The following is a 25,168-nucleotide window of genomic DNA, read 5'->3' as shown; positions in this document are numbered from 1 at the left end:
CTGCAGCACGACGATGAACGCCACAGCTCCGGCCCAAGCCTCTCTGGATGACCTACTCGCCCGCATCGTGCGCGACGACGTCCGCGCCATGGGCGCGTACCACGTGCCCGACGCGACCGGCATGGTCAAGCTGGACGCGATGGAAAACCCATATCTGCTGCCGGCGATGCTGCGCGACGCGCTGGGCAAGCGCCTGGCCGAAGTCGCGCTCAACCGCTACCCGGTGCCGACCGCCGACGCGTTAAAGGCGCAGCTCAAGCAGGTGATGCATGTGCCGGCCGGTGCCGAGGTGCTGCTGGGCAATGGTTCGGACGAGATCATCAGCCTGATCGCCATTGCGGCGGCCAAGCCGGGCGCGACCGTGCTGGCGCCGGTGCCGGGTTTCGTGATGTACGCGATGTCGGCGCAGCTGCTGGGCCTGAACTTTGTCGGCGTACCCCTCAAGGCAGACCTGACGCTGGACCGTGAAGCGATGCTGGCGGCCATGGCCGAACATCAGCCCGCCGTCATCTACCTGGCGTATCCGAACAACCCGACGGGCAACCTGTTCGACGCGGCCGACATGGACGCGATCATCCGCGCCGCGCGCGGCCCGGTCTGCCAGAGCCTGGTGGTGGTCGACGAGGCGTACCAGCCGTTCGCGCAACATAGCTGGATGCCGCGCCTGCGCGATTTCGATCACCTGTTGGTGATGCGCACCGTCTCCAAGCTGGGCTTGGCGGGCATTCGTCTGGGCTACGTAGCCGGCCACCCGAAGTGGATTGCCGAGCTGGACAAGGTGCGCCCGCCGTACAACATCAATGTGCTGACCGAGGCCACCGCCCAGTTCATGCTCGAACACGTGGACGTGCTGGATGCCCAGGCAGCGACTTTGCGGGCCGAGCGCACCAAGCTGATCGACGCGCTGGCTGCGCTGCCGGGTGTTGAAGTCTTCCCGAGCGCCGCCAACTTCATCCTTGCGCGCGTACCCGATGCAGCGGGAATGTTCGATCGCCTGCTAAAACGGCGTGTTCTCATCAAAAACGTCAGTAAAATGCACCCGTTGTTGGCCAACTGTCTGCGCGTGACGGTCAGCAATCCCGAAGAAAACGCGCAATTTATCGATGCCTTTGTCGCATCGATGCAGGAAGCCCCATGAACCGCCGTGCCGAGGTCACTCGCAACACCTCTGAAACGCAGATCCGCGTCGCCCTTGATTTGGACGGCACGGGCAAGCAGACGCTGAACACCGGCGTCCCCTTCCTCGACCACATGCTCGACCAGATCGCCCGTCACGGCATGGTCGACCTGGACGTCTCGGCCACCGGCGATACCCATATCGACGATCACCACACCGTGGAAGACGTCGGCATCACGCTGGGCCAGGCCGTCGCCGAGGCCATTGGCGACAAGAAAGGCATCGTGCGCTACGGCCACAGCTACGTGCCGCTGGACGAGGCCCTGTCGCGCGTGGTCATCGATTTCTCCGGCCGTCCGGGCCTGGAGTTCCACGTGCCGTTCACGCGCGCACGCGTGGGCAACTTTGACGTTGACCTATCCATCGAATTCTTCCGCGGGTTCGTCAACCATGCCGGCGTGACGCTGCATATCGACAACCTGCGCGGCGTCAACGCGCACCACCAGATCGAAACCGTGTTCAAGGCCTTTGGCCGCGCGCTGCGCATGGCGGTAGAGATCGATCCGCGCGCTGCCGGCACGATTCCGTCGACCAAGGGCGCCCTGTAAATCACTGCGTCGGCCTGGCCGCGCCTACCCGACTCCAAAACCGGCCGCCGATCCGATGGATCTGACCAAAAGCTTTTTCTCGCTGCTCGCGCTGATCAACCCGATCGGCGCGATCCCGTTCTTCATCAGCCTGACCGAGAGCCAGACGGATGAGGAGAAGCGCCGCACCATCAAGGTCGCGTCGATTTCGGTGGCAATCGTGATCGGCCTATCGGCGTTGCTGGGCGAGCAGATCATCAGCTTTTTCGGGTTTTCGGTGGGTTCCCTGCAGGTGGGCGGCGGGATCATCATGATCATGATCGCGCTGAACATGCTCAATGCGCAGACCAGCCGCACCAAGGCCACGCCCGAAGAAGAGGACGAAGCCGGTGCCAAGGCCAGCATTGCGGTCGTGCCGCTGGCGATTCCGCTGCTCACGGGCCCGGGCTCGATCAGCACGGTCATCGTCTATGCGGGCAAGACGAAGCACTGGTGGGACTTGTTTCTCCTCGCTGGCGTCGGTGTGGCGATCGCAGTCGTGGTCTGGATCGTGCTACGCGCGGCCGAGCCGATCGCCCGTGTGATCGGTCGCACCGGCATCAACGTCGGGACGCGGCTGATGGGCCTGATCCTGGCGGCGCTGGCCGTGGAATTCATCGTTGATGGGCTGAAAACCCTGTTGCCCGTACTTAGGGCCTAAATTGAGTCATGACTAAGATCGCAATCGTCGATTACGGCATGGGCAATCTGCGCTCGGTGGCGCAAGCCCTGATCGCCGTTGCTCCCCAGGCCGATGTGCGCATCAGTGCGCAAGCGGATGAAATCCGCGCCGCCGACCGCGTCGTCCTGCCAGGGCAAGGCGCCATGCCCGACTGCATGGCCGCGTTCGACCGGTCCGGCCTGCGTGATGCCGTGCTGGAGGCATCGCGCAGCAAGCCGATGCTCGGCGTATGCGTGGGCGAGCAGATGCTGCTGGAGCGCAGCACCGAGGCGCGCCCCGGGCAGCAACACACCGAAGGGCTGGGCCTCATCAAGGGCGATGTGGTCCGCTTTGATCTGGACGGCAAGTTGCAGCCGGACGGTTCGCGGTACAAAGTGCCCCAGATGGGCTGGAACCGCGTGCACCAGAGTCGTGCCCACGCCCTTTGGGAAGGTGTGCCGGACCAGAGCTACTTCTATTTCGTGCACAGCTACTACGCGCGGCCCGCGAATGCCGACGAATCGGTCGGAGAGACCGAATACGGCGTGCGGTTTACCTCCGCCATCGCCCGGGATAATATTTTTGCAACACAGTTTCACCCGGAAAAAAGTGCGCAAGCCGGTCTGCAGATCTACCGGAACTTCGTGCACTGGAACCCGTGAACTCGGGCTCACAGTCGCAACCGAATCCCTTTTGCCCGTTTAACCTCACCCCCTCAACTTTGTCGTTACGACTATGCTGCTCATCCCGGCCATCGACCTGAAGGACGGTCAGTGTGTGCGCCTCAAACAAGGCGATATGGATCAAGCCACCGTATTCTCGGAAGACCCCGCTGCCATGGCGCGGCATTGGGTCGAGCAGGGTGCGCGCCGCTTGCACCTCGTCGACCTGAATGGCGCTTTCGCGGGCAAGCCGCGTAACGAGGCGGCCGTCAAGGCCATCCTCGCCGAGGTGGGCGACGAGATCCCCGTGCAACTCGGCGGCGGCATCCGCGATCTGGGCACCATCGAGCGCTGGCTCGACGACGGCTTGTCGTACGTGATCATCGGCACGGCGGCGGTCAAGGACCCGGGCTTTCTGCGGGACGCATGCACGGCGTTCGGCGGCCATATCATCGTCGGGCTCGATGCCAAGGACGGCAAGGTGGCGACCGACGGTTGGAGCAAGCTCTCGGGCCATGAAGTCGTTGACCTCGCGAAGAAGTACGAGGATTACGGCGTCGAAGGCATCATTTACACCGACATCGGCCGCGACGGCATGCTGCAGGGCATCAACATCGATGCCACCGTCAAGCTGGCGCAGTCGGTGAAGATTCCTGTCATTGCCAGCGGCGGCCTGTCGAACCTGAAGGACATCGACCACCTGTGCGCAGTCGAAGAGCATGGCGTGGAAGGCGTGATCTGTGGTCGCGCGATCTACTCCGGCGACCTGAACTTCAAGGAAGCGCAAGCCCTCGCGGACAAACTCGGCGCGGCCTGATTGTTGATCCAGCCGTGCACAACGGGCGCTCCGGCGTCCGACCCATCATGCTAGCCAAACGAATCATCCCCTGCCTGGACGTGACCAACGGCCGGGTGGTCAAGGGCGTCAACTTTGTCGAATTGCGCGACGCCGGCGACCCCGTAGAAATCGCACGCCGCTACGACGAGCAGGGCGCCGACGAAATCACCTTCCTCGACATCACGGCCACCTCCGACGGGCGCGACCTGATGCTGGGCATCATTGAAGCGGTGGCGTCGCAGGTGTTCATTCCGCTGACGGTGGGCGGCGGTGTGCGTGCGCTGGAAGATGTGCGACGGCTGCTCAATGCCGGTGCGGACAAGATCAGCATGAACTCCTCGGCGGTGGCGAATCCGCAGCTCGTGTCGGACGCCAGTGCCCGCCATGGCGCGCAGTGCATCGTCGTGGCCATCGACGCCAAGAAGGTGTCGGCCGAAGGCGAAGCGCCGCGCTGGGAAGTCTTCACGCACGGCGGCCGCAAGGGCACGGGCCTGGACGCCGTGGCATGGGCGCGTGAAATGGCACAGCGCGGCGCCGGCGAAATCCTGCTGACCAGCATGGACCGGGACGGCACCAAGGCCGGCTTCGATCTGGAACTCACGCGCGCCGTGTCGGACGCAGTGCCGGTTCCGGTCATCGCCTCGGGCGGCGTGGGCAACCTGCAGCATCTGGCTGACGGCATTCAGCGAGGTCACGCCGATGCGGTGCTGGCCGCCAGCATCTTCCACTACGGCGAATACACCGTTGGCCAGGCCAAGCAATTCATGGCAGAGCAAGGCATTCCAGTACGGATCGGATCATGAGCAAGAAGTGGCTGAACAAGGTCCACTGGGACGACAACGGCCTGGTGCCGGTGATCGTGCAGGAGCAGGGCAGCAATGACGTCCTGATGTTCGCCTTCATGAACCGCGAGGCGCTTCAGAAGACGGTGGAAACCGGCGAGGCCGTGTTCTGGTCGCGCTCGCGCAAGCGCTTGTGGCACAAGGGCGAGGAGTCCGGCCACATCCAGAAGGTGCACGAGATCCGCCTCGACTGCGATGAAGACGTGATCTTGCTCCGCGTCACACAAATCGGCGGCATCGCCTGCCATACTGGCCGCCACGCGTGCTTTTTCCAGAAGTTCGAAGGCAATGTGGAAGACGGCGATTGGCACACCGTCGAGCCGGTGCTCAAGAACCCCGACGACATTTACGCCGGCAAGCCCGGCCACAATCATGAGTGACACCCTGCGCCGCCTGGGCGAGGTGCTCGAATCCCGCAAGCTCGCCAACGGCGGCGACCCGGAAAAGAGCTACATCGCGCGCCTGTTCAACAAGGGCGACGATGCCATCCTCAAAAAGATCGGCGAAGAGGCCACCGAGACCGTGATGGCCGCCAAGGATGCCCGGGCCGCGGGCATGACCGCCGAGGCGCGCAGCAAAGTCGTCTACGAAGTAGCCGACCTGTGGTTCCACACCATGGTGCTGCTATCGCACTTCGACCTCACGCCGGATGACGTGGTGAGCGAACTGGCCCGCAGAGAGGGGCTTTCGGGTCTCGAAGAGAAGGCACTGCGCAAGTCCCAGGCGCGCGACGCGGCGGGTGACTGACTACGGTGACGAATCGTCGCAGGGAGGCAGTGTGGACAAATACGCAGCGGCAGTGGTGGTGACGGACGACGCGGAGCGCCTAGCCGGGCTGCGTCGCCTCACGCATATTTTGTATGCGCTCTACGCCATTTTTTGGCTGACCGGCGGTATCACTGCATTGATTGCCATCATCGTCGGCTATGTCAAGCGTGACGATGTGCGCGGCACGCTGTATGAGTCGCACTTTCGTTGGCAAATCCGTTCGTTCTGGTGGTGCGTACTCTGGGGTGTTGTCGGCGTGCTGCTCATTCCCGTCGCCTTCATCGGCTTTGCCGTGCTGTGGGCTCTGGGCATCTGGATGCTGTATCGTATTGTGAAAGGTTGGCTGTATCTGAATGACAGCAAGCCGATGTACGCAAATCCGTAAACTCAACCAATGGCGCCGCCATCGTTGCGGCGCCGCCAGCCGTATTTACGTGGGAGTAGGACATGGGTTCCTTTAGCATTTGGCACTGGCTGATCGTGCTGGTGATCATCATGATGGTGTTCGGCACGAAGAAGCTGCGCAACATCGGTTCGGATCTGGGCAGCGCCGTGAAGGGCTTCAAAGACGGCATGCGCGAAGGTCAGGAAGACAAGCCGGCCGGTTCGCAACAACCACAACAGACCGCCGGCCAGCCGCCGCGCGAGCTGCACGATTCGACGACGATCGACGTCGAAGCGCGCGACAAGTCCAAGCAAGGCTGAACACAGACGCCCCGCTGACCGATGATCGATCTCGGCATTTCCAAGCTGGCGCTGATTGGCATGGTGGCGCTCGTCGTCATCGGGCCGGAGCGTCTTCCCAAGGTGGCGCGCACCGCTGGCGCCTTGCTTGGCCGCGCACAGCGCTACATCGCCGATGTGAAGGCCGAGGTCAGCCGCGAAATCGAGCTCGAGGAACTGCGCAAGATGCGCACCGACTTCGAGCAGGCCGCGCGCAATGTGGAGCAGACCATCCACCAGGAGGTCAGCAAACACACGACGGAGATCAACGAGCGCCTGAACGAGGCGCTGGGTGACCCGGCCCAGACGTCGACCTCCGCGCCCGACTGGCGCCCCGCGCCGGGCAAGTCGCGCAACGGCCGTAACAGCTGGCGCAACAAGCAGCTCTCGATGCCCAAGTGGTACCGCCAGAAGCAGGGCGTGCGCATGTGGGCGCAATCGGGTGCGGCACGCGTCAAGCGCCATCGTCCGCCCATCGTTGCCGCACAGTCGCGTGCGCGCTCCTTCTTCGAATGATCTTCCGGGCGCGAGCCGTGTCTGCGGTGCCGCGTCCTGACTTCTCTCTTTTCCACCCGACATGAGTGCCGCTCCGCTCGATCCGCAAGAGTCGCCCGAGGATGGCGCGCAGGAAACCTTCATTTCGCACCTGGTCGAGCTGCGTGAGCGCATCGTCAAGGCGGGTGCCGGCGTGCTGCTGATTTTTCTGGGCCTGGTCTACTGGGCGCCGGATATTTTCAACCTGTTCTCGCGGCCGCTGATCCAGGCGTTGCCCAAGAACGGCCACATGATCGTCACCGACGTCACCGGCTCGTTCTTCGTGCCGATGAAGGTAACGCTGCTGGCTGCCTTCCTCATCGCACTGCCTTGGGTGCTATATCAAATCTGGCGTTTTGTAGCGCCGGGGCTGTACACGCACGAAAAGCGGATGATCATGCCGCTGGTGGTGAGCACTTATGTGCTGTTCCTGTGCGGCGTGGCGTTTGCATATTTCCTGGTCTTTCCGACGGTGTTCAAGGTGATGGCGCACTACAACGCCCCCCTGGGTGCCGAGATGTCCACCGACATCGACAAGTACCTGAGCTTCGCCATGACGACGTTCCTTGCCTTCGGCATCACCTTCGAAGTGCCGGTGGTGGTGATGGTGCTGGTGCGCTTTGGCATCGTGAGCCTGGAGAAGCTGCGGCAGGCGCGGCCGTACGTGGTGGTCGGCGCCTTCGTGATCGCCGCTGTTGTGACGCCGCCGGACGTGATGTCGCAGTTGCTGCTGGCGGTGCCGCTGTGGCTGCTGTATGAGCTGGGGCTGATCTTGGCGGCCATCTTCATCCGTAACACCACGGCACCGGAAAACAATCCGGAGCACCTGCCGGTGGTGAAGGACTGACCGACCGGTCCAGTATCAGCCAAAGAAAAAGGCAGCCGAGGCTGCCTTTTTTTTGTTGCCGATGAATCGGCGGTTACTGCTGTTGCTTCAAGCGGCGTACAGCCAGAACTGTTCGCGCGGGAAGGTCAGCGCGTACTTGCCGTCGCTGGGCGCGCTGGCGGAGTAGGCGCGCAGGCCTGTGCCCGTCGCGCCGCTGTCGTCGGTGGCGCGGAAGAGGCATTCCCACCGGTCTCCCAGGTACATGCGCGTGGCGAGCGGCAGGTGGATGGTGTTGTCGGCGTTGTCGATGCCCACCCGAACCTGTTCGAGCCGGATCACGCCGTGTGCTGAAGCACCCGGCTTCAGATCACCGCGCGCCACGCCCCATAGCGACCAACCTCCCGTTTCGTCTACCAGGCGGGCCATGCCATCACGCACTTCCGCAATCTTGCCGTTGACACGGTTGTTGCTGCCCATGAACTCGGCGGTGAAGAGCGTCTGCGGCGCGCCGTACATTTCTTCGGGCGTCCCTTGCTGTTCGATCACGCCGTTGTTGAGCAGCAGGATGCGATCGGACATGGCCATCGCTTCGCTCTGGTCGTGCGTGACCATCAGGGCCGACAGGCCCAGGCGGACGATCAGCTCGCGCAGGAACGCACGCGCTTCTTCGCGCAGCTTGGCGTCGAGGTTCGACAGTGGCTCGTCGAGCAGGATCACGGGCGGGTTGTAGACCAGCGCACGGGCAATCGCCACGCGTTGCTGCTGGCCGCCGGAGAGCTGGCTCGGGAAGCGTTCGCCCAGATGGCCGAGGCCCAGTTGCTGCAGCACGGCTTGTACGCGTTCCTTGATCTGCGAGGCGGGCGTCTTGCGCAGCTTGAGCGGGTAGGCGACGTTCTCCGCCACGGTCTTGTGCGGCCACAGCGCGTACGACTGGAACACCAGGCCCAGGTTGCGCCCTTCTGCCGGCACGTCGAGCTTCTTGGCGCCGTCGAACATGACCCGATCGCCGATCTGGACGGTCCCTTGACTGGCCTGTTCGAGGCCGGCGACAGCTCGCAGCAGCGTGGTCTTGCCCGAACCGGACGGGCCCAGCAGCGAGACGACCTCGCCCTTGTGCAGCTGCATCGAGACACCCTTGAGAACCGGGTTGTTGCCGTATTGCAGGTGCAGGTCGTTGACAGTGAGTTCAATCATGGAGCTTCACTCCGAAACGCAGTGCGATGCCGAGGCCGACGGCCACCAGCACGATATTGACGAAGGACAGCGCGGCAACGATATCGATGGCGCCGCCCGCCCACAGGGAAACCAGCATCGAGCCGATCGTCTCGGTGCCCGGCGACAGCAGATACACACCGGTCGAGTACTCGCGCTCGAAAATCAGGAAGATCAGCAGCCACGCGCCGAGCAGGCCGTAGCGCGTGAGCGGTACCGTCACGTCGCGCGTGGTGCGGGCGCGGGTGGCGCCGACCGAGCGTGCCGCCTCTTCCAGTTCCGGACCGACTTGCAGCAGCGCAGCCGAGATCAGCCGCAGGCCATATGCCAGCCACACGACCGTGTAGGCGATCCACACGCTGAAAATCGTGCTGCGCAGGTCGCGCAGGCTCGGCACGACGTTCTCGATGATCCAGTTGGCGAACGGCAGGCCGCTGTCGGTCAGGCCGGTCTCGATCCAGTTGGGCACGAACAGGAACACCCACAGGAACGCCAGGCCAGCCAGGAGACCCGGAATGGCACGGGGCACCAGCACGCTGTAATCGAGGAAGCGCGTCAAGCCATCCGGCTTGCGGTGCATGGCCAGGCCGATGCAGGTGTAGCAAGCCACGGCGATGGCGCCACCGATTACGCCGATCAGTACCGTGTTGACCATGGCGCGCAGGAATTGCGGCTGCGCGAAGATCTGCTGGAACGCGGTGGTCGAGAAGGCCTCCACCAGCGACACCCCTTCACCCCAGTTCGATACGAAGGCGCGCAGCGCGATGCCCGACAGCGGCACCACCACCGTCACGAAGAACCACAGCACCACGACAGCCCAGGCCGGCCAGCGCCACGAGCCCAGCGGCAGCGGGCGGCTGCGCGTGACCTTGCCCTTGACGGTGACGAAGCGATTGGCCGAGCGCAGCATGTAGCGTTGCAGCAGCACCAGCGGGAACGTCACCATCACCAGGCAGACCGCCACGGCGGCCATCAGGTGATAGGCCGGCGTGCCGAGCTTGTTGGTCAGCTTGTACAGGTACGTGGCGAGCACCAGATGGCCTTCCGGATCGCCCAATACGAGCACCAGGCCGAAGACCTCGAAGCCCAGGAAGATCACCAGCACGGCTGCGTACAGCAGGGCCGGGCGCACCATCGGCAGGCTCACGTTGAGCGCCACCGACAGCGGCGATGCCCCCGCGATACGCGCGGCTTCTTCCACATCCGAACCGAGGCTGCGCAGCGCTGAAGAGACATACAGATACACGTGGGGCACGTGCGTCAGGCCCGCAATGATGATGATGCTGGTGAACGAATACACGTTCCACGGCGCACCGCCAAACAGGCTCTTGAACCACACGGTGTAGAAGCCCACCGGGCCGGCGGAAACCACGTAGCCGAACGCCAGCACCATCGGCGAGACGAACACCGGAATCATCAGTAGCGGTTCGAGAATGCGGCGGCCCGGCAGGTCCGAACGCACCATCAGGAACGCCAGGATGCCGCCCAGCGGTACCGAGATCACCGCCAGCCCGAGAGCGAGCGCGGCGGATTTCTCGAAGGCGTGCCAGAAGTCCGAATCCGTAAAGATGAAGCGATACGCATCCAGCCCCGCCAGCGCGTCGGGCATGAAGAACGGCGCAGAAAGAAAGCTCTGGTAGAAGATCAGCGCCAGCGGCGTGAAAATCGCCAGCGCGGTAAGCAGAATGACCACGCCGCGCGGCAAAGCCTGTCCCACACGCGTCCAGGGCGAGCGCTTGAGGGTGGCTTGGCGAGCGGCGGCACGGTCTTGCGCTAGAGAACGCATGGTGCCTCCAGAAGGAACCGGCGCCAGATACGGATGGCGCCGGCAGGTCGGTCAGATGATAGGTGTGCCGGTGAACTGCGGATCAGGTCTCAGATCAACGGCCGGCGGCGGTGCGCCATTGCTTGATGAAGTCCAGGCGCTTCTTGGGTTCCAGGAACGCCAGGATCGATTCGTCGACCGGAATCGGCTTGATGCTGTTGCCGAGAATCTTCTTCAGGCCGGCGGCGGTGGCTTCGCCCGTCACGTCGTCCCGCAGCGAGTGCAGATCCGATTTGTTGGCGAGGATTTCCTGGCCGCGCTTGGACAGGATGTAGTCCAGCCAGAGCTTGGCCGCGTTCGGGTTCTTCGCCTTCTTGGCGATCATCGCCACGCGCGACACCACCAGCGTGTAGTCCTTCGGATAGACGATGCCGATCGACGGATCCTTCTTGGCGCGTGCAATCGCGTACGAGCCCAGGATGTTGTACGCCACCAGGTTTTCGCCCGAGGCCACGCGCTCCATCATCGTGCCGGTCGAGGACTGCAGCACCAGGTTCGGGCCCACTGCCTTGACGAAGTCGAAGTACTGCGGCGAATCGAGATTGTCCTGCGCAGCCATCATGAAGCCCACGGCCGACTTCTCGATGTCGTACGTCGTGACCTTGTTCTTGAAGCGCTCGGGTTGGCTGGCGACCAGCTTGGCGAAATCGGCGTGCGTTTGCGGCGCTTCCGAATCCTTGATCAGGCGCTTGTTGTACAGGAACACGGCGGGCTCGTACGTCGTGCCGTAGGCCAGGCCCTTGTAGACAGCCCACTTCGGCACGTTCGGCACTTCCGGCGAGTCGTACTTCATCGCGTAGGTCTGCGCCAGCTTGAGCTGCGAGTCCATCGACGAGTTCCACATCATGTCAGCCGAGGCGCCGCCGGCAGCCTGCTCACTGATGAAGCGGTTGTACAACTCGCTGCTGTTCATGTCGTTGTACTCGACCTTCACGCCGGGGTAGAGCGACTCGAAATCCTTGATCAGCGGGTCGGCGGCCTTGGTGTCGGTCGTCGCATACACCACCACCTTGCCTTCCTTCTTGGCGGCGGCAATGGTTTCGGCATAGCTGGCGGGGTAGCCGGCCGGGACTTGCGCGAAGGCGGCGGCGCTGAGGGTCAATGCGGCAGCTGCGATTGAAGCGAGAGCGGCGTGCGCAGGCGTAAAGCGTCCACGAAGCATGGGTTTGTCTCCTGTTTGCTTGTGATGGTGTGGGGCCGGCTACTTATGGCGTGTTGCTTGTAGCTTGGACGGATGGCCCCAGGTGCGGCGGATTATAGAAATCGCGCGCTTTCGCCACGCTTTCATTACGGCTGTTGCGTCGCAGCATGCTCGGTCGAGGCTGCCGCATCCGCCAGCGGCACGCGGATTCGCGCCGACAAGCCAACGCCGCCCTGCTCGTTCCGCTCCCCGTCGGCCAGCTCGATTTGCCCGCCGCTACGCGCTGCATAGGCTCGCGCGATGGCCAGACCAAGGCCGGAACCTTCGGCGGCGTAGCGGGCGTCTTTGGGCGCGACTTTGGGTTTACCCGAGTGACTTGCGCCCTCGTGCGCTCGGCGGAAGCGCTGGAACGCGTGTGCGCGCTCGTCGGCGTTCATGCCCGGCCCGGTGTCGTCCACGCAGACCAGCGCGGCATCGCCGTCAGCCGTGGCGCGTACGGTGATGCGTCCGCCGGCCGGCGTGTAGCGGATGGCGTTGTGCACGAGGTTGGAGAGCGCCTCGCGCAGGAAGGCCGGATAGCCGATGACGGGCAGCGCCATGACGAGGCCGCCGTCATCCCACCCGAGGTCCTGCTGTTTTTCACGCGCCAATGGCAGCGCATCGACCACCACGTCGCGTGCCAAATCACCCAGGTCGAAGGTTTCGGCTGGCGCATCCTGCCCCGCATGCCGGGCGCGGGCGAGGGCGAGCAGCTGTGTGGTCAGCCGGTTCGTCGACTGCAGGCGCGCGATGATGGCGGACAGACTTTCGCGCACGCGCACCGGGTCGGTTTCGCGCAGTGCGTATTCCGCTTGCGTGAGCAGCACGGCCAGCGGCGTGCGCAACTGGTGCGACGCATCGGCCAGAAACTGGCTTTGCGCCTCCGCAAGTTCGGCATAGCGATGAATGTGGTGGTTGATCGCATCGACCAGCGGGCGGACTTCGGCGGGCACGTCCGTGGCATCGAGCGGGCGGAGGTCGTCCGATGCACGTACGCCGATGCTGCGTGCCAGGCGATTGAGCGGCCGCAGCGCGACGGTTACGCCGAGCCACAGCAGCGCGGCGCTGACCGCCACCAGCGCTGCATCGCGCAGCAGCGTGCCGCGCCACACCGCCTGCTGCAGCGCGCGCCGCGTCTCGATGGTTTCTGCCACCTGAATGACGATGCGCGCCGGCAGCCCCGGTTGATAGAGCGGCTTGGCCACGGCGGCCACGCGTACGGGCTCGTCGTGGTACGTCGCGTCGTAGAAGAGCGGGGTGTCGTTCTCCAGCCGCGTCACGGGCAACGGCAGATCGTCGTAGCCGGTCAGCGCGGCTTCGGGCGCCTTGCCCGGCAAGGGCTCGAAAGCGACGCGGTAATAGACATTGCTCTGCGCGGTGGATTCGAACATGGACAACGCCACGTACGGCACGTTGACCTGAACCTGCCCGCGCTCGATCGTCACGCCGTTCTCGATGGCGCGCACCGAGCCGAGCAGCGCGCGATCGTAGGCGCGATCGGTCGCGCCACGCAGCGCCTGGTACGCCGAGACGATGTCGATCGCCAGCACACCTACCAGTCCCGGCAGCAGCAACCAGAGCAGCGTGAGTTTCAGGCTGCGCGGCAGCCGAAGCCAGGCGGGCCGCTGCATCATGCGCTGCTGTCGCTGGCGGCGGGCGCTTCACCATCGCCGGCTTCGAGCAGGTAACCCAGCCCCCGTACGGTGACGATCTGCACGCCCGTGCCCGCCAGCTTCTTGCGCAGGCGGTGCACGACCACCTCCACCGCGTCGGGGCTCGAATCGCTGTCCAGGTTGAAGACCTTGTCGAACAAATGCACCTTGCTGATCGGCTGGCCGGTCTTGTGCAGCAGTGCGGACAGCGCAGCGTGCTCACGCGGCGTGAGCGCCAGCGGCTCGCCCGACAGCAGGAATGCCTTGCGTCCGGTGTCGAACTCCAGGGGCCCGCAACGCAGACGCGGAAACGCCCGGCCGCGGCTGCGGCGGATGAGCGCCATCAACCTCGCTTCCAGCTCGGACAACGCGAACGGCTTGGTGAGGAAATCGTCCGCGCCGGCATTGAGCCCGCGCACGCGTTCATCCAGTGCGCCCTGCGCGGTGAGGATCAATACCGGCGTGCGATCGTCGCGCGCGCGCATGTCGGCCAGCACGGCAAAGCCATCCTTGCGCGGCAAGCGCAGGTCCAGCACCACTGCGTCAAATTCTCCGGAGCCCAGGAAGGCTTCGGCGATGACGCCATCAGCGGCGCGCTCGATCACGAAGCCGCTTTGCGCCAGCGCGCGCGCCAGCCATGCGGCCAATTCTTCCTCATCCTCCACCAGCAAAATCCGCATCGGGTGTCTCTCAATATCGTTCTGGCTACTTTTTCATGATAATGCGTGGCGCCTTGATCTCGGCCACATCGCCGATCACTCCGTCCACCTGACGCGTCGCACAGATGCGCTCCAACCAGCATGTCGTCCATCCCCAATTCCCGTCGCCGCTGGCTTTGTCAGACCGCCGCATTGCTGGCTGCAAGCGGCGCCGTCGCGCGCGGGGCGCACGGGCAATGGCTGGCCCGCCAAGCCCCGGAGCTGCCGTCGTACTACCCGCGCGATTACGGTGTGATGATCGACGCCGCGCGTCGCGAAGGCCGTGTCACGGTGTATTCCACGACGGATTTCTCTGCCGCCTACCCGCTGATCCGCGCCTTCGAAACGCGCTACCCCGGCATCACCGTCGACTACCGCGAGCAGAACAGTGACGATATCTACCGCCGCTTCCTCGCAGAATTCGCCGCCAAGTCGCCGGGCGCCGATGTGGTCTGGAGCTCGGCCATGCCCGAACAGTTCAAGCTCGTGAACGACGGCCACGCACTTCCTTACGCATCGCCCGAGCGGCCTTACCTGCCATCATGGGCGATCTGGAAGAACGAGGCGTACGGCACGAGCTACGAGCCGGTCGTCTTTGTCTACAACACGCGGCAGCTGCCGCCGGAGTTGATTCCATCCACCCACGCCGACTTCGCTCGCATTCTGAATAGCCATCGTGACTTGCTGCGCGGTCGGGTCGCCTCCTACGACATCGAACACTCCGGCTCCGCCTTCCTGTTCGCCGCCGAAGATGCGCGCACAACGCCGGTGTTCTGGGATGTTGCCAAGGCATTGGGTGGTGTCAACGTCAACCTGTACATCACCACGGCCGCGATGCTGGAGCGCGTCGCTTCCGGCGAAAGCCTGCTCGCGTACGACGTGATCGGATCCTATGCCGCGCGTTACGCCGATCGCAATCCGGCGCTCGCCATCAAGATGCCGACCGACTACACGCTGGTCGCGACGCGCGTCGCCTTTATTGCGCGGCGCGCTGCCCGCCCGAACGCCGCGCGCCTCTGGCTCGACTTCATGCTCTCCCGCGATGGCCAGAGCGTGATGGCAGACCGTGCGTTCTTGTTTTCGCTGCGCCAGGACGTTGAGACCGGGCTCACTGCGAAGCGCCTGCTCGCCGAACTGGGAAACACGCATCGGCCCATTCCCGTTGGCCCGGGTTTACTCGCCCATCAAGATCAGCTCCGCCGTGCCGATTTCCTAAAGCGATGGCACGCCGCACTCGGCCGATAAAAAGAGGATAAAGAAGCACTTATTGCCATAACGTGGTGCGAAGGCGACAATTCAGAACTGTCACCGACTGCCAAATTTGTTGCGCAGGAAGAGGGTGACAATCGCCCGCCAACCCCTGTGCCACCGCGCAACAAGCGGGTCGCGTCCCCCTCTCAATGGGGCTGGGCGCGTGTTGCCCATGAGCAACAACTTGGCCGCAAATCGCGGCCCAGAGCCAGAAAGGGTTTCCGGAATCAGTCAACGCTGGCACATAATGCGGTCAGACGTGAGGTATCTGCGTCGTCCATAAGGACAGTCAAGATTTCCCAATCAGTTGACAAGGAAAGTGTCGATATGAAGATGAAACTGTTTGCAGCTGCTGTCGCAGCTCTGGCCGCCGGTGGCGCCTATGCACAATCCTCCGTGACCCTGTACGGCGTGGTCGACGCTGGTCTGACCTACGCAAACAAGGTGCCGAACGGCAACCGCGGCGGTAGCTCGCGCGTTGGCCTGGATTCGGGCGGCCTGTCGGGCTCGCGTTGGGGCCTTCGTGGTGTTGAAGACCTGGGCGGTGGTCTGAAGGGTATCTTCAACCTGGAAAGCGGCTTCACCATCGACGACGGCAAGTCGGCCCAAGGTGGCCGCCTGTTCGGTCGTAACGCTTACGTTGGTCTGCAAGGCCAGTGGGGTCAACTGACCCTGGGTCGTCAGCAGAACCTGCTGTACGACTTCTCGCTGATCTATGACCCGATGGCGATCGCTTCGCGCTACGGTCTGGCTAACCAAGACGCGTTCTTCTCTGGCCGCGCTGACAACGCCGTCAAGTACATCGGCACGTTCGGTGGCCTGAGCGTCTCGGCTCTGTACTCGTTCAACCGCGATGGCAACGAGCAACCTGGTCTGCCTAAGCTGGGCCGTGAGTGGAGCCTGGGTGCCAACTACGCTGGTGGCCCGTTCTCGGTTGGTGCTGTGTACGACCAATCCAACCAGACGACCATTGCTACGGCAGACAACAAGGAACAACGCGCCACGATCGCTGGCACGTACGCCTTTGGTCCGGCCAAGCTGTACGCTGGCTACCGTTGGTACCATGCCAACTTCGCAACCGTTGCTGGCAACGGCAACCTGCGCTCGAACCTGTACTGGCTGGGCGCTGGCTACCAAGCTACGCCGGCTCTGACGCTGACGGGTACGGCTTACTACCAACAGTTCAAGAACAGCAACGCGGGTAACCCGTGGTTGTTCGTGGTCGGCACCGACTACGCTCTGTCGAAGCGCACCGACGCGTACTTCAACCTGGCCTATGCTAAGAACAGCAGCGGTTCGGGCCTGGGCGTGCTCAACCTGAACACGACCGATTCGTACGCCGGTACGACGCTGGGTAGCACCAACTTCGGCAACCAGAACGTGTACTCGAGCCCGGCTGCTGGCAACGCCAACCAGTTCGGCGCTACCGTTGGTATCCGCCACAAGTTCTAATTCGACGCGCTCGTAAGGGCGCATCGAATTAAACGGTTAAACGCCGATCCCGAAAGGGGTCGGCGTTTTTCTTTGTGCGAACGATTCGCGTGCTTCTATATGACCGAGGCGGTATCCGGGGTTGGCTTGGCTGATGCCGACGTGACTGTCGCCTATGTGCAAGATGTCTCCGCTGATGGTGCTGACGCGGGCGAAGCGGGGGCGGGGCGTCACGCTCACTGCCGTGTTTCGGCATACGCCCAGACGCGCCGCCTGTCTGGCCACGCAGGACAAGGCGCTCCTATCCACACAGCGCAGTTGTTGGTACGCCAAATCGCCGGTCGGGCGGAGGGCGGCATCGAGGTGGCTTCTCACCTCATCAATATGCCGGCTTGACGCTCAAGCGTGCGCGAAAAAAAACGGCGGCACATTTGGCCGCCGTTTTTTATTCCGAAGCCTGCTGCTTACTGCTGTTCTTCGTCGTCCTGCGAGGGCATCGGTACGTTGCGGCGCGTTGGCGGCGGACGTTTGCCGACAACGATGGTCAGTTCTACCGCCTTGCCCTTGCGCGACACCGTCACCTTGGCTTCCGCACCGGGTTTCAGCTGCGCGATGCTGTTCAGCAGCGCCGTCGTATCCAGGATCGGCTGACCATTCACGCTCGTGAGAATGTCCCCCGGGCGCAGGCCCGCCCTGTCCGCCGGCCCACCTTGGACCACGGCGGCAATCAGCGCGCCATCTTTGCGCGACAGGCCAAACGACTCGGCAATTTCCGGCGTCACATCTTGCGGTTCAACACCGATCCAGCCGCGGACCACGCTACCGGTCGAGATAATCGACTCCATCACCTGCTTAGCCAGCGATACCGGAATCGCGAAGCCGATGCCCAGCGAGCCGCCCGAGCGCGAGTAGATCGCGGTGTTGATCCCGAGGAGGTTGCCGTCGGCATCAACGAGGGCGCCACCCGAATTGCCTGGGTTGATCGCGGCGTCGGTCTGGATGAAGTTCTCGAAGGTGTTGATGCCCAAGTGGCTGCGTCCCAGTGCGGAGACAATGCCCATCGTCACCGTCTGGCCCACGCCAAACGGGTTGCCGATGGCGAGCACCACGTCGCCCACGCGCACATTCTCCAGCCGGCCCAGCGTAATGGCAGGCAGATTCGGAAGATTGATCTTGAGGACGGCCAGGTCGGTCTCGGGATCGGAGCCGACCACCTTCGCGTTGGCCTTGCGGCCGTCGGTCAGGGCGACCTCGATTTCGTCAGCGCCGTCCACCACGTGGTGGTTCGTTAGAATGTAGCCTTCTGAACTGACGATCACACCAGAGCCGAGGCTGGCCGTCGGTTCCTGGCGCTGCTCGGGAGCGCGGTCGCCGAAGAAGAAGCGAAACCACGGATCGGCGCTGGCTTGAGGGTTGGTGCCACGCTTCGGCGCGTTCTTGCTGCTGAAGATGTTGACCACCGCCGGCATCGCGACCTTGGCCGCTTCTGCGTAGGAGTTGCTGGAGGTGCCGCCGTGGCCGATCGGCGCGACTTCCTTCAGCGCGACGATGGGCGAGCCGGATTGCACTGCGACCCTGCCGCGCTGCAGCCAATCAGGCTTGAGCGTGGCGATCACAAACCAGACGGCCAGGACGACCGTGACGGCTTGCGCAAAAAACAGCCAAAAGCGGCGCAACATAGAGCGAAGTTGAGTCCAAATGGATCGAAAAGAACTTGAATTGTACTTGAACGACCTGTTGCAGGCGGCCCGTTTTCGGGACTACTGCCCCAATGGTCTGCAGGTGCAAGGGCGCGAAAGCGTTGCCCATATCGTGACGGGCGTGACGGCCAGCCTGGCCTTGATCGAGGCTGCCGTCGCAGCCCGTGCGGACGCCATCCTTGTGCATCATGGTTACTTCTGGAAGGGCGAGGATGGCCGTGTCGTAGGCCAGAAGCATGCGCGCTTGAAGCAACTTCTGACGCACGATCTCAACCTGTTCGCATATCACTTGCCGCTCGATGCGCACCCTGACCTGGGCAACAACGCGCAGCTAGGGGCCTTGCTGGGCATCTCGCCCCAAGGCCGGTTCGGCGACGATGAACTGGGTTGGATTGGCGCGCTCGCCGCACCTACCACGCTGCGTGCCTTTGCGCAGACGGTGTCGGCAAGGCTCAACCGGGTGCCGCTCGTGATCGGTGAGGAGGATTGTCCGGTGCGTACAGTCGGCTGGTGCACAGGCGGGGCGCAAGGCTGGTTTGATGCTGCGGTGGCCGCCGGTGTAGACGTGTATCTGAGCGGTGAAGCGTCGGAGCAGACCACGCATCTTGCGCGTGAATCGGGTGTTGCCTATATCGGTGCGGGTCACCACGCCACCGAGCGCGGTGGCGTTCGGGCGCTCGGCACTCATCTGGCCGAGCGCTTCGGTGTGCGTCACACCTTCATCGATATCCCGAATCCGGTGTGATCGGACGTGTGATTACGGTTTGTTCTTCAGGCTGTCGCGAATCTCGCGCAGCAGTTGAATGTCTTCGGGTGTTTCGGCGGGCGCTGCCGGTGGGTTGGCGTCGATCATGCGCGTGATGGCGCGCACCATCAGAAATACGATAAACGCGAGAATCAGAAAATTGACCGCCACGGTGATGAAATTGCCGTAGGCGAAGACCGGCACGCCTGCCTTCTTCAGATCCGCCAGGGTATGCGGCACACCAGCGGGCGCCTCTGCGAGTTGGATGAACAGGCTCGAGAAATCCAGCTTGCCGACGATGCGGCTGATCAGCGGCATGATCAGATCATTGACGAGCGAATCCACGATTTTGCTGAACGCCGCACCGATGATCACACCCACTGCCAGGTCGATCACGTTGCCGCGCATCGCGAATTTCTTGAAGTCTTGCATCAGTGCCATCGGTTTTCTCCGGATTGTTTGATTCGAGACAAACGGTCAAGCTGGCGAACGGTTGACCTGAATTGTAGAAAGCGAGGTTGCAAGAGACATGCCGAAGCCTTGCCTGGATTGGGCTGGCGGGCAATCGGTGCGTCCACTATATCCGCAACGACCGCCCCCCGCGACCGCTACCGTTGGCTAGGTACGCTCGGGTATAATTTTTGGTTGACGCGAATCTATCTTGATTTCTCACCCTGGGGTCTTGAATGAGTGACCAGCAAAACGTGGACAAGGGTCGCCGCAATCTATTGATTGCGACGTCCGTGGCTGGTGGTGTGGGAGGGGTTGCAGTTGCGGCCCCTTTCGTTTGCACATTCGCACCATCTGAAAAAGCCCGCGCAGCGGGCGCGCCCGTAGAGGCGGACGTGAGCGACCTGGCCCCGGGCCAGATGAAGGTGGTGGAATGGCGCGGCAAGCCCGTCTGGCTGCTCAAACGCACGCCCGACATGCTGGAGTCGCTCAAGAAGACCGATAACGAAGTTGCAGACCCCAAGTCCGACGTGCCCTTCACCATGAAGACGCCGGACTATTGCAAGAACGAAACCCGCTCCCGTGCCGAGCACAAGGACCTGCTGGTCGTGGTCGGCATCTGCTCCCATCTCGGCTGCTCCCCATCTGGTCCGTTTCCCGCAGGTGCCAACGTGCAGCTCGCTGGAGACCCCGGCTTCGTCTGCCCGTGCCATGGCTCCACGTTCGACCTGGCTGGTCGCGTGTTCAAGAACAAGCCCGCGCCCCAGAACCTCGACGTTCCGCCGTACATGTTCCTGTCCGACACGAAGCTGGTGATCGGTAAAGACGAGAAAGGAGAGGCTTGATCATGGCCGAGAAGAAGGTGGAGACAACCGGGCTGCTGGGCTGGATCGATGCACGCTTCCCGGCATCGGAGCTGTGGAAGGCGCATCTGTCCGAGTACTACGCGCCGAAGAATTTCAACTTCTGGTATTTCTTCGGGTCGCTGGCGCTGCTGGTGCTGGTGATCCAGATCGTCACGGGCATTTTCCTGGTGATGAATTACAAGCCGGACGGCACACTCAACGCCGCCGGCATCCCCGTCGCCTATGCGAGCGTGGAGTTCATCATGCGCGAGGTGCCGTGGGGCTGGCTGGTGCGCTACATGCACTCGACCGGCGCTTCGGCGTTCTTCATCGTCGTCTATCTGCACATGTTCCGCGGCATGCTGTACGGCTCGTACCGTAAGCCCCGCGAGCTGGTCTGGATCTTCGGCTGTCTGATCTTTCTGTGCCTGATGGCCGAGGCCTTCATGGGGTATCTGCTGCCATGGGGCCAGATGTCGTACTGGGGCGCGCAGGTGATCGTGAACCTGTTCTCGGCCATCCCGCTGATCGGCCCGGACCTGTCGCTGTGGATCCGCGGCGACTACGTGGTGTCGGACGCGACGCTGAATCGCTTCTTCTCGTTCCACGTTATTGCGGTGCCGCTGGTGCTGCTGGGCCTGGTGGTGGCGCACATCATCGCTCTCCACGAAGTGGGTTCGAACAACCCGGACGGCGTCGAGATCAAGGCCAAGAAGGACGAGCGCGGCATTCCGCTCGACGGCATTCCGTTCCACCCGTATTACTCGGTGCACGATATCGTGGGCGTGGCGGTGTTCCTGTTCATCTTCAGCGCGATCGTGTTCTTCGCGCCGGAAATGGGCGGCTACTTCCTGGAAGCCAACAACTTCATCCCGGCAGACTCGCTGAAGACGCCGCCACACATTGCGCCGGTCTGGTACTTCACGCCGTTCTACTCGATGCTGCGCGCGACTACGTCGGACTTCCTGCCGTGGCTGTGGGGCTTCATCGCAATCATGCTGGGGCTGCTGTTCGCGCGTTCCAAGAGCATGAAGGTCAAGGGCGTGGCCGTGGCTGTGGCCGTGATTCTGGCGCTGGGCTTTGCCTTCATTGACGCGAAGTTCTGGGGCGTGGTCGTGATGGGCGGCTCGGTGGTGATCTTCTTCTTCCTGCCGTGGCTGGATCATTCGCCGGTCAAGTCGATCCGCTATCGCCCGGGCTTCCACAAGACGCTGCTGATCCTCTTCGTGATCGCCTTTGCGGTCCTGGGTTACCTGGGCATTCAGCCGCCGAGCCCGGTCGGTTCGATCATCTCGCAGATCGGCACCATTCTGTACTTCGCGTTCTTCCTCGCGATGCCGATCTGGAGCCAGATCGGGACGTTCAAGCCAGTGCCTGAGCGCGTCACGTTCACGCCGCACTGATAGAGCCCGCGCACAAGGACCCATGAAGGACACAAGAATGAAAAAGCTGCTTGCGATTTTCGCCTTGGCCGGTCTCGTGTTTGCCGCGCCCGTGATGGCCAATGAGGGCGGCGTGCCGCTCGATCCGGCGCCCAACCAGTCCAGCGACACGTCTGCACTGCAGCGCGGCGCCAAGCTATTCGTCAACTATTGCCTGAACTGCCACGGCGCCAGCGCCATGCGCTACAACCGTCTGCGCGACATCGGTTTGACCGAGGAGCAGATCAAGCAGAACCTGCTGTTCACATCAGACAAGGTTGGCGACACGATGCACATCGCCATGGACCGCGAGGACGCCAAGAAGTGGTTTGGCGCCGTACCGCCGGACCTGTCGGTGATCGCCCGCGCGCGCGGCAGCGACTGGCTCTACACCTACCTGCGCACGTTCTACCGAGACGACACGCGTCCGACCGGCTGGAACAACCTTGTCTTCGACAAGGTTGGCATGCCGCATGTGCTGTGGGAGCTGCAAGGCCAGCAAGTGCCGAAGTACGCCGAAGTGAAGTCCGAGCACGGCGAGGCCGAGAAGAAGCTCGTTGGCCTTGAGATATCGGTGCCGGGCAAGATGAACAAGGTCGAATTTGACCAGGCGGTGGCCGATCTGGTCAGCTATCTGGACTGGATGGCGGAGCCCGCTGGCAACCTGCGCAAGCGTCTCGGCGTCTGGGTACTGTTGTTCATTGGCGTGTTCTTCGTGCTGGCCTGGCGCCTGAATGCGGCCTATTGGAAGGACATCAAGTAAAATCCGTGTTTTCCGGGCAAGGGCTAGGCCGGTGGGGAACTGGTCCTAGCCCTTTGCCTTTTCGCAGTTTGTGCCGCGGAGACGCTGTTTGTCGCCGCGGTTGTACCGTCATCGGGCCGCCCCCGGCCCATGCGCCAAGGAACTACAACCATGATGGTCTTGTACTCGGGCACCACTTGCCCGTTCTCGCAGCGTTGCCGCCTCGTCCTGTTCGAAAAGGGCATGGATTTCGAGATTCGCGACGTCGATCTCTTCAACAAGCCGGAAGATATCGCGGTGATGAACCCGTACGGCCAGGTGCCCATCCTGGTTGAACGCGATCTGATTCTGTACGAGTCGAACATCATCAACGAATACATCGACGAGCGCTTCCCGCACCCGCAGCTGATGCCGGCTGATCCGGTGCAACGCGCCCGCGCCCGCCTATTCCTGTTCAACTTCGAAAAGGAATTGTTCACGCACGTGTCCGTGCTGGAGAACGAAAAGGGCAAGGCTGCCGAGAAGAATCACGAGAAGGCCCGTGCGGCCATCCGTGACCGCCTCACGCAGCTCGCTCCGATCTTCCTGAAGAACAAGTACATGCTGGGCGAAGAGTTCTCGATGCTCGACGTGGCGATCGCGCCGCTGCTGTGGCGCCTGGACCACTACGGTATTGAGGTCTCGAAGAATGCCGCCCCGCTGATGAAATACGCCGAGCGTATCTTCAGCCGTCCGGCGTATATTGAAGCGCTGACGCCGTCCGAAAAGGTCATGCGCCGCTGATCGCCGCCGGGTCGCGGGCCGTGCCCGGGCTGAGCCTGCGCGCGGCCGAGCCCAACGGTCACTGATTTCATCATGTCGGAAACCTCCACCAAGCCCTATCTGATCCGAGCCATCTATGAGTGGTGCACGGATAACGGCTTTACGCCGTACATCGCTGTCTTCGTCGACAACAGTACCAACGTGCCGCGCGAGTTCGTCAAGAACGACGAGATTGTGCTGAACGTGAGCTTTGACGCGACCAGCCAGCTCGACATGGGCAACGAGTGGATCACGTTCCACGCACGCTTCTCGGGCGTGTCTCGCAAGATCGAGGTGCCGATCGAGAACGTGCTCGCCGTGTACGCGCGCGAGAACGGTCAAGGTATGGCATTCCCGGTGGAGCGCAGCACCCCGACGACCCCGGCGGCGACCGAACGCGAGAACAATCCGCCGCCCAAGCTGGCCGCGGTGGATTCGGAGTCGGCACCTGCGCCGGTCCCCGCCGAAGCGGAAACAGGCCCGGAAGACGAGCCCACTCCGCCAAACGTGCCACGCATCGGTGGAAAGCCCGCGCTAAAGGTCGTCAAGTAACGCGTGTTAGGTTAGAATCGCGTTTCTTTGCCGGCTTAGCTCATCTGGTAGAGCAGTTGATTTGTAATCATCAGGTGGCGGGTTCGAGTCCTGCAGCCGGCACCAAATGCAAAAGCGGCTTCCGAAAGGAAGCCGCTTTTTCTTTGTCCGTCCACAATGCCTTGCGGCGCGAGGGGAAACCTCAACCCCGTCGCACCCAAATCACCTTGCCGTCCTGGATACCCAGATTACGGCGTTCTCCCCGATAGTCCATCGTGCCCGGCAACGCCTTGCCGTCCCGTTCGCTGACGCGCCACAGGCAGCCGTTCAGCAGCGTCGATGCGTCCTGCTCGGATTTGCCGATGAGTGTGTCGTCTGGACCAGAGGCGGCCGGGCATGTGCCTGCCGGTTGGTTGTATTCAGCCATGGATGCCTCGCGTCCGTTCTGGATTTGTTCGCTGCCGGCCGTCGAGCATCCGGCCAAGTTTGCAAGGGCGACAACTGCCATGAGCATCGATGCAATGCGCGTCATACAACCTCTCTTTCGATGTTTGAAGTGGTGTGCGGCCGAGTGCGATGCGTGAGCAGCGCGGTGCGCTCGGTTTGTCGCGGAGCCTATCTACAGGGTCAGTTAAGCAGGCGCGGCAGCCGGGTGCGAATGCCTACGACATTTGTTCAGCACATCGCAAAAAGGCACGTGCATTGTGCGGTGACGAGCGTACTTAGGGGGAGTATTTTCTGATGTGACCAAGATGCTTGCAAATGGCGCCCGCAAGCCAATTCCGCACCAGTCGTGGGTTTGCGGGGTATGCGCGTGTTGCCGGCCCGCAAAGCGCCTTTCACCCCCTCCAAAAAACGCTTGCCGAGTCCGAGAACACTTTGTTACTCTGCGCCCCGTCATCACTACGGAGATGTTCTCCATGGACAGTTGTTCTAGTCGATCTTCGATCGCACTCTGAACGGCTAGACAGTCTCGGCGCATCGTTTTCGCTTTGCGCCATCCACTGCCTAGCCGCATTGCACGGCGGGTAGTGGCACTTGCGCGGGTTCTCCGTTCAAGCCCATTCCCACAATTCGATTGTTTTAC

Annotated in this window: 28 protein-coding genes and 1 tRNA gene; 21 read left to right on the top strand and 8 right to left on the bottom strand. The window is 62.8% G+C overall.

All coding sequences use genetic code 11. The features are described 5' to 3' along the window. Window positions 1-13 precede the first annotated feature (13 nt). The 12 genes from hisC to tatC all read left to right on the top strand — a co-directional run bounded on the left by hisC (window position 14) and on the right by tatC (window position 7,618). A complete protein-coding gene (hisC, locus tag AAHM38_RS10425) occupies window positions 14-1,138 on the top strand; it encodes a histidinol-phosphate transaminase (protein WP_012763121.1) in 1,125 nt (374 codons plus the stop codon). Next, the gene (gene hisB / locus AAHM38_RS10420; RefSeq protein ID WP_012763120.1) at window positions 1,135-1,725 is read left to right on the top strand and encodes an imidazoleglycerol-phosphate dehydratase HisB; all 591 of its coding nucleotides are present in this window, start codon (window positions 1,135-1,137) and stop codon (window positions 1,723-1,725) included. Before hisC ends, hisB begins: the two co-directional genes overlap by 4 nt. Before the next feature lie 55 nt (window positions 1,726-1,780). Beyond that, window positions 1,781-2,404: a MarC family protein gene (locus AAHM38_RS10415; protein ID WP_004634603.1), complete on the top strand. Its 624-nt coding sequence runs from the start codon at window positions 1,781-1,783 to the stop codon at window positions 2,402-2,404. A gap of 8 nt (window positions 2,405-2,412) precedes the next feature. Continuing rightward, window positions 2,413-3,066 (top strand): imidazole glycerol phosphate synthase subunit HisH, encoded by a 654-nt coding sequence (gene hisH, locus AAHM38_RS10410; protein ID WP_012763119.1) that lies wholly within the window; start codon window positions 2,413-2,415, stop codon window positions 3,064-3,066. 73 nt (window positions 3,067-3,139) lie between these two features. Beyond that, complete coding sequence (gene hisA, locus AAHM38_RS10405) at window positions 3,140-3,883, top strand: 1-(5-phosphoribosyl)-5-[(5-phosphoribosylamino)methylideneamino]imidazole-4-carboxamide isomerase (protein WP_004634607.1); 744 nt, start codon at window positions 3,140-3,142, stop codon at window positions 3,881-3,883. 47 nt (window positions 3,884-3,930) lie between these two features. Next, entirely contained in the window at window positions 3,931-4,707 is a 777-nt protein-coding gene (hisF, locus tag AAHM38_RS10400; protein WP_004634609.1) for an imidazole glycerol phosphate synthase subunit HisF, read from the top strand. Continuing rightward, window positions 4,704-5,126 (top strand): phosphoribosyl-AMP cyclohydrolase, encoded by a 423-nt coding sequence (hisI, locus tag AAHM38_RS10395; RefSeq protein ID WP_012763118.1) that lies wholly within the window; start codon window positions 4,704-4,706, stop codon window positions 5,124-5,126. The genes hisF and hisI overlap by 4 nt, the downstream gene beginning before the upstream one ends. Continuing rightward, window positions 5,119-5,493 carry a phosphoribosyl-ATP diphosphatase gene (locus tag AAHM38_RS10390; RefSeq protein WP_009241945.1) on the top strand — a complete coding sequence of 125 codons (375 nt, stop codon included), beginning with the start codon at window positions 5,119-5,121 and terminating at the stop codon, window positions 5,491-5,493. Before hisI ends, AAHM38_RS10390 begins: the two co-directional genes overlap by 8 nt. Before the next feature lie 31 nt (window positions 5,494-5,524). Further along, complete coding sequence (locus tag AAHM38_RS10385) at window positions 5,525-5,899, top strand: DUF4870 family protein (protein ID WP_009241946.1); 375 nt, start codon at window positions 5,525-5,527, stop codon at window positions 5,897-5,899. 62 nt (window positions 5,900-5,961) lie between these two features. After that, on the top strand, window positions 5,962-6,219 hold the full coding sequence (gene tatA / locus AAHM38_RS10380) for a Sec-independent protein translocase subunit TatA (RefSeq protein ID WP_009241947.1): 258 nt from the start codon (window positions 5,962-5,964) through the stop codon (window positions 6,217-6,219). 21 nt (window positions 6,220-6,240) lie between these two features. Further along, window positions 6,241-6,753, top strand: a complete 513-nt coding sequence (gene tatB / locus AAHM38_RS10375) for a Sec-independent protein translocase protein TatB (RefSeq protein WP_009241948.1) — start codon at window positions 6,241-6,243, stop codon at window positions 6,751-6,753. A gap of 61 nt (window positions 6,754-6,814) precedes the next feature. Continuing rightward, window positions 6,815-7,618 carry a twin-arginine translocase subunit TatC gene (gene tatC / locus AAHM38_RS10370; protein ID WP_009241949.1) on the top strand — a complete coding sequence of 268 codons (804 nt, stop codon included), beginning with the start codon at window positions 6,815-6,817 and terminating at the stop codon, window positions 7,616-7,618. 87 nt (window positions 7,619-7,705) lie between these two features. On the opposite strand, the gene AAHM38_RS10365 is transcribed toward tatC, so the two are convergent. From AAHM38_RS10365 to AAHM38_RS10345, 5 genes are all read right to left on the bottom strand, one after another. Then, complete coding sequence (locus AAHM38_RS10365) at window positions 7,706-8,791, bottom strand: ABC transporter ATP-binding protein (RefSeq protein ID WP_009241950.1); 1,086 nt, start codon at window positions 8,789-8,791, stop codon at window positions 7,706-7,708. Then, window positions 8,784-10,595 carry an ABC transporter permease gene (locus AAHM38_RS10360; RefSeq protein ID WP_012763117.1) on the bottom strand — a complete coding sequence of 604 codons (1,812 nt, stop codon included), beginning with the start codon at window positions 10,593-10,595 and terminating at the stop codon, window positions 8,784-8,786. The genes AAHM38_RS10365 and AAHM38_RS10360 overlap by 8 nt, the downstream gene beginning before the upstream one ends. 94 nt (window positions 10,596-10,689) lie before the next feature. After that, on the bottom strand, window positions 10,690-11,796 hold the full coding sequence (locus tag AAHM38_RS10355) for an ABC transporter substrate-binding protein (RefSeq protein ID WP_012763116.1): 1,107 nt from the start codon (window positions 11,794-11,796) through the stop codon (window positions 10,690-10,692). A gap of 125 nt (window positions 11,797-11,921) precedes the next feature. Next, the gene (locus AAHM38_RS10350; protein ID WP_012763115.1) at window positions 11,922-13,448 is read right to left on the bottom strand and encodes a sensor histidine kinase; all 1,527 of its coding nucleotides are present in this window, start codon (window positions 13,446-13,448) and stop codon (window positions 11,922-11,924) included. Then, entirely contained in the window at window positions 13,445-14,146 is a 702-nt protein-coding gene (locus AAHM38_RS10345) for a response regulator (protein ID WP_012763114.1), read from the bottom strand. Before AAHM38_RS10345 ends, AAHM38_RS10350 begins: the two co-directional genes overlap by 4 nt. A 120-nt stretch (window positions 14,147-14,266) precedes the next feature. On the opposite strand from AAHM38_RS10345, the gene AAHM38_RS10340 reads away from it, so the two are divergent. Together AAHM38_RS10340 and AAHM38_RS10335 are read left to right on the top strand one after the other, a co-directional pair. After that, the gene (locus AAHM38_RS10340) at window positions 14,267-15,409 is read left to right on the top strand and encodes an ABC transporter substrate-binding protein (RefSeq protein ID WP_012763113.1); all 1,143 of its coding nucleotides are present in this window, start codon (window positions 14,267-14,269) and stop codon (window positions 15,407-15,409) included. Window positions 15,410-15,742: 333 nt separating this feature from the next. Then, the gene (locus tag AAHM38_RS10335) at window positions 15,743-16,867 is read left to right on the top strand and encodes a porin (RefSeq protein WP_103519360.1); all 1,125 of its coding nucleotides are present in this window, start codon (window positions 15,743-15,745) and stop codon (window positions 16,865-16,867) included. A 443-nt stretch (window positions 16,868-17,310) separates the two neighbouring features. Here AAHM38_RS10335 and AAHM38_RS10330 read toward each other — a convergent pair whose 3' ends face one another. After that, a complete protein-coding gene (locus AAHM38_RS10330) occupies window positions 17,311-18,525 on the bottom strand; it encodes a Do family serine endopeptidase (RefSeq protein WP_012763111.1) in 1,215 nt (404 codons plus the stop codon). Window positions 18,526-18,544: 19 nt separating this feature from the next. Between AAHM38_RS10330 and AAHM38_RS10325 the strand changes: the two genes are divergently transcribed. Continuing rightward, a complete protein-coding gene (locus AAHM38_RS10325; RefSeq protein WP_012763110.1) occupies window positions 18,545-19,291 on the top strand; it encodes a Nif3-like dinuclear metal center hexameric protein in 747 nt (248 codons plus the stop codon). A gap of 12 nt (window positions 19,292-19,303) precedes the next feature. On the opposite strand, the gene mscL is transcribed toward AAHM38_RS10325, so the two are convergent. Beyond that, window positions 19,304-19,732 carry a large conductance mechanosensitive channel protein MscL gene (mscL, locus tag AAHM38_RS10320; RefSeq protein ID WP_012763109.1) on the bottom strand — a complete coding sequence of 143 codons (429 nt, stop codon included), beginning with the start codon at window positions 19,730-19,732 and terminating at the stop codon, window positions 19,304-19,306. Between the two features lie 245 nt (window positions 19,733-19,977). Between mscL and petA the strand changes: the two genes are divergently transcribed. The 6 genes from petA to AAHM38_RS10290 all read left to right on the top strand — a co-directional run bounded on the left by petA (window position 19,978) and on the right by AAHM38_RS10290 (window position 24,207). Beyond that, window positions 19,978-20,586 carry a ubiquinol-cytochrome c reductase iron-sulfur subunit gene (gene petA, locus AAHM38_RS10315; RefSeq protein ID WP_009241960.1) on the top strand — a complete coding sequence of 203 codons (609 nt, stop codon included), beginning with the start codon at window positions 19,978-19,980 and terminating at the stop codon, window positions 20,584-20,586. Further along, window positions 20,586-21,989 (top strand): cytochrome b, encoded by a 1,404-nt coding sequence (locus tag AAHM38_RS10310; protein WP_041668548.1) that lies wholly within the window; start codon window positions 20,586-20,588, stop codon window positions 21,987-21,989. Before petA ends, AAHM38_RS10310 begins: the two co-directional genes overlap by 1 nt. A 37-nt stretch (window positions 21,990-22,026) precedes the next feature. After that, a complete protein-coding gene (locus AAHM38_RS10305; protein WP_012763107.1) occupies window positions 22,027-22,770 on the top strand; it encodes a cytochrome c1 in 744 nt (247 codons plus the stop codon). 150 nt (window positions 22,771-22,920) lie between these two features. Beyond that, window positions 22,921-23,532: a glutathione S-transferase N-terminal domain-containing protein gene (locus tag AAHM38_RS10300; protein WP_004634649.1), complete on the top strand. Its 612-nt coding sequence runs from the start codon at window positions 22,921-22,923 to the stop codon at window positions 23,530-23,532. A gap of 72 nt (window positions 23,533-23,604) precedes the next feature. Further along, the gene (locus tag AAHM38_RS10295) at window positions 23,605-24,102 is read left to right on the top strand and encodes a ClpXP protease specificity-enhancing factor (protein WP_012763106.1); all 498 of its coding nucleotides are present in this window, start codon (window positions 23,605-23,607) and stop codon (window positions 24,100-24,102) included. 29 nt (window positions 24,103-24,131) lie between these two features. Continuing rightward, window positions 24,132-24,207, top strand: a tRNA-Thr gene (locus tag AAHM38_RS10290). 76 nt (window positions 24,208-24,283) lie between these two features. Here AAHM38_RS10290 and AAHM38_RS10285 read toward each other — a convergent pair. Further along, window positions 24,284-24,613, bottom strand: a complete 330-nt coding sequence (locus AAHM38_RS10285) for a hypothetical protein (protein ID WP_041668355.1) — start codon at window positions 24,611-24,613, stop codon at window positions 24,284-24,286. Between the last annotated feature and the right edge of the window lie 555 nt (window positions 24,614-25,168).

Source organism: Ralstonia sp. OTU4908, from assembly GCF_038440115.1.
In the GTDB taxonomy this organism is placed as follows: domain Bacteria; phylum Pseudomonadota; class Gammaproteobacteria; order Burkholderiales; family Burkholderiaceae; genus Ralstonia; species Ralstonia pickettii.
This window is presented reverse-complemented; position numbering and strand designations above follow the sequence as displayed.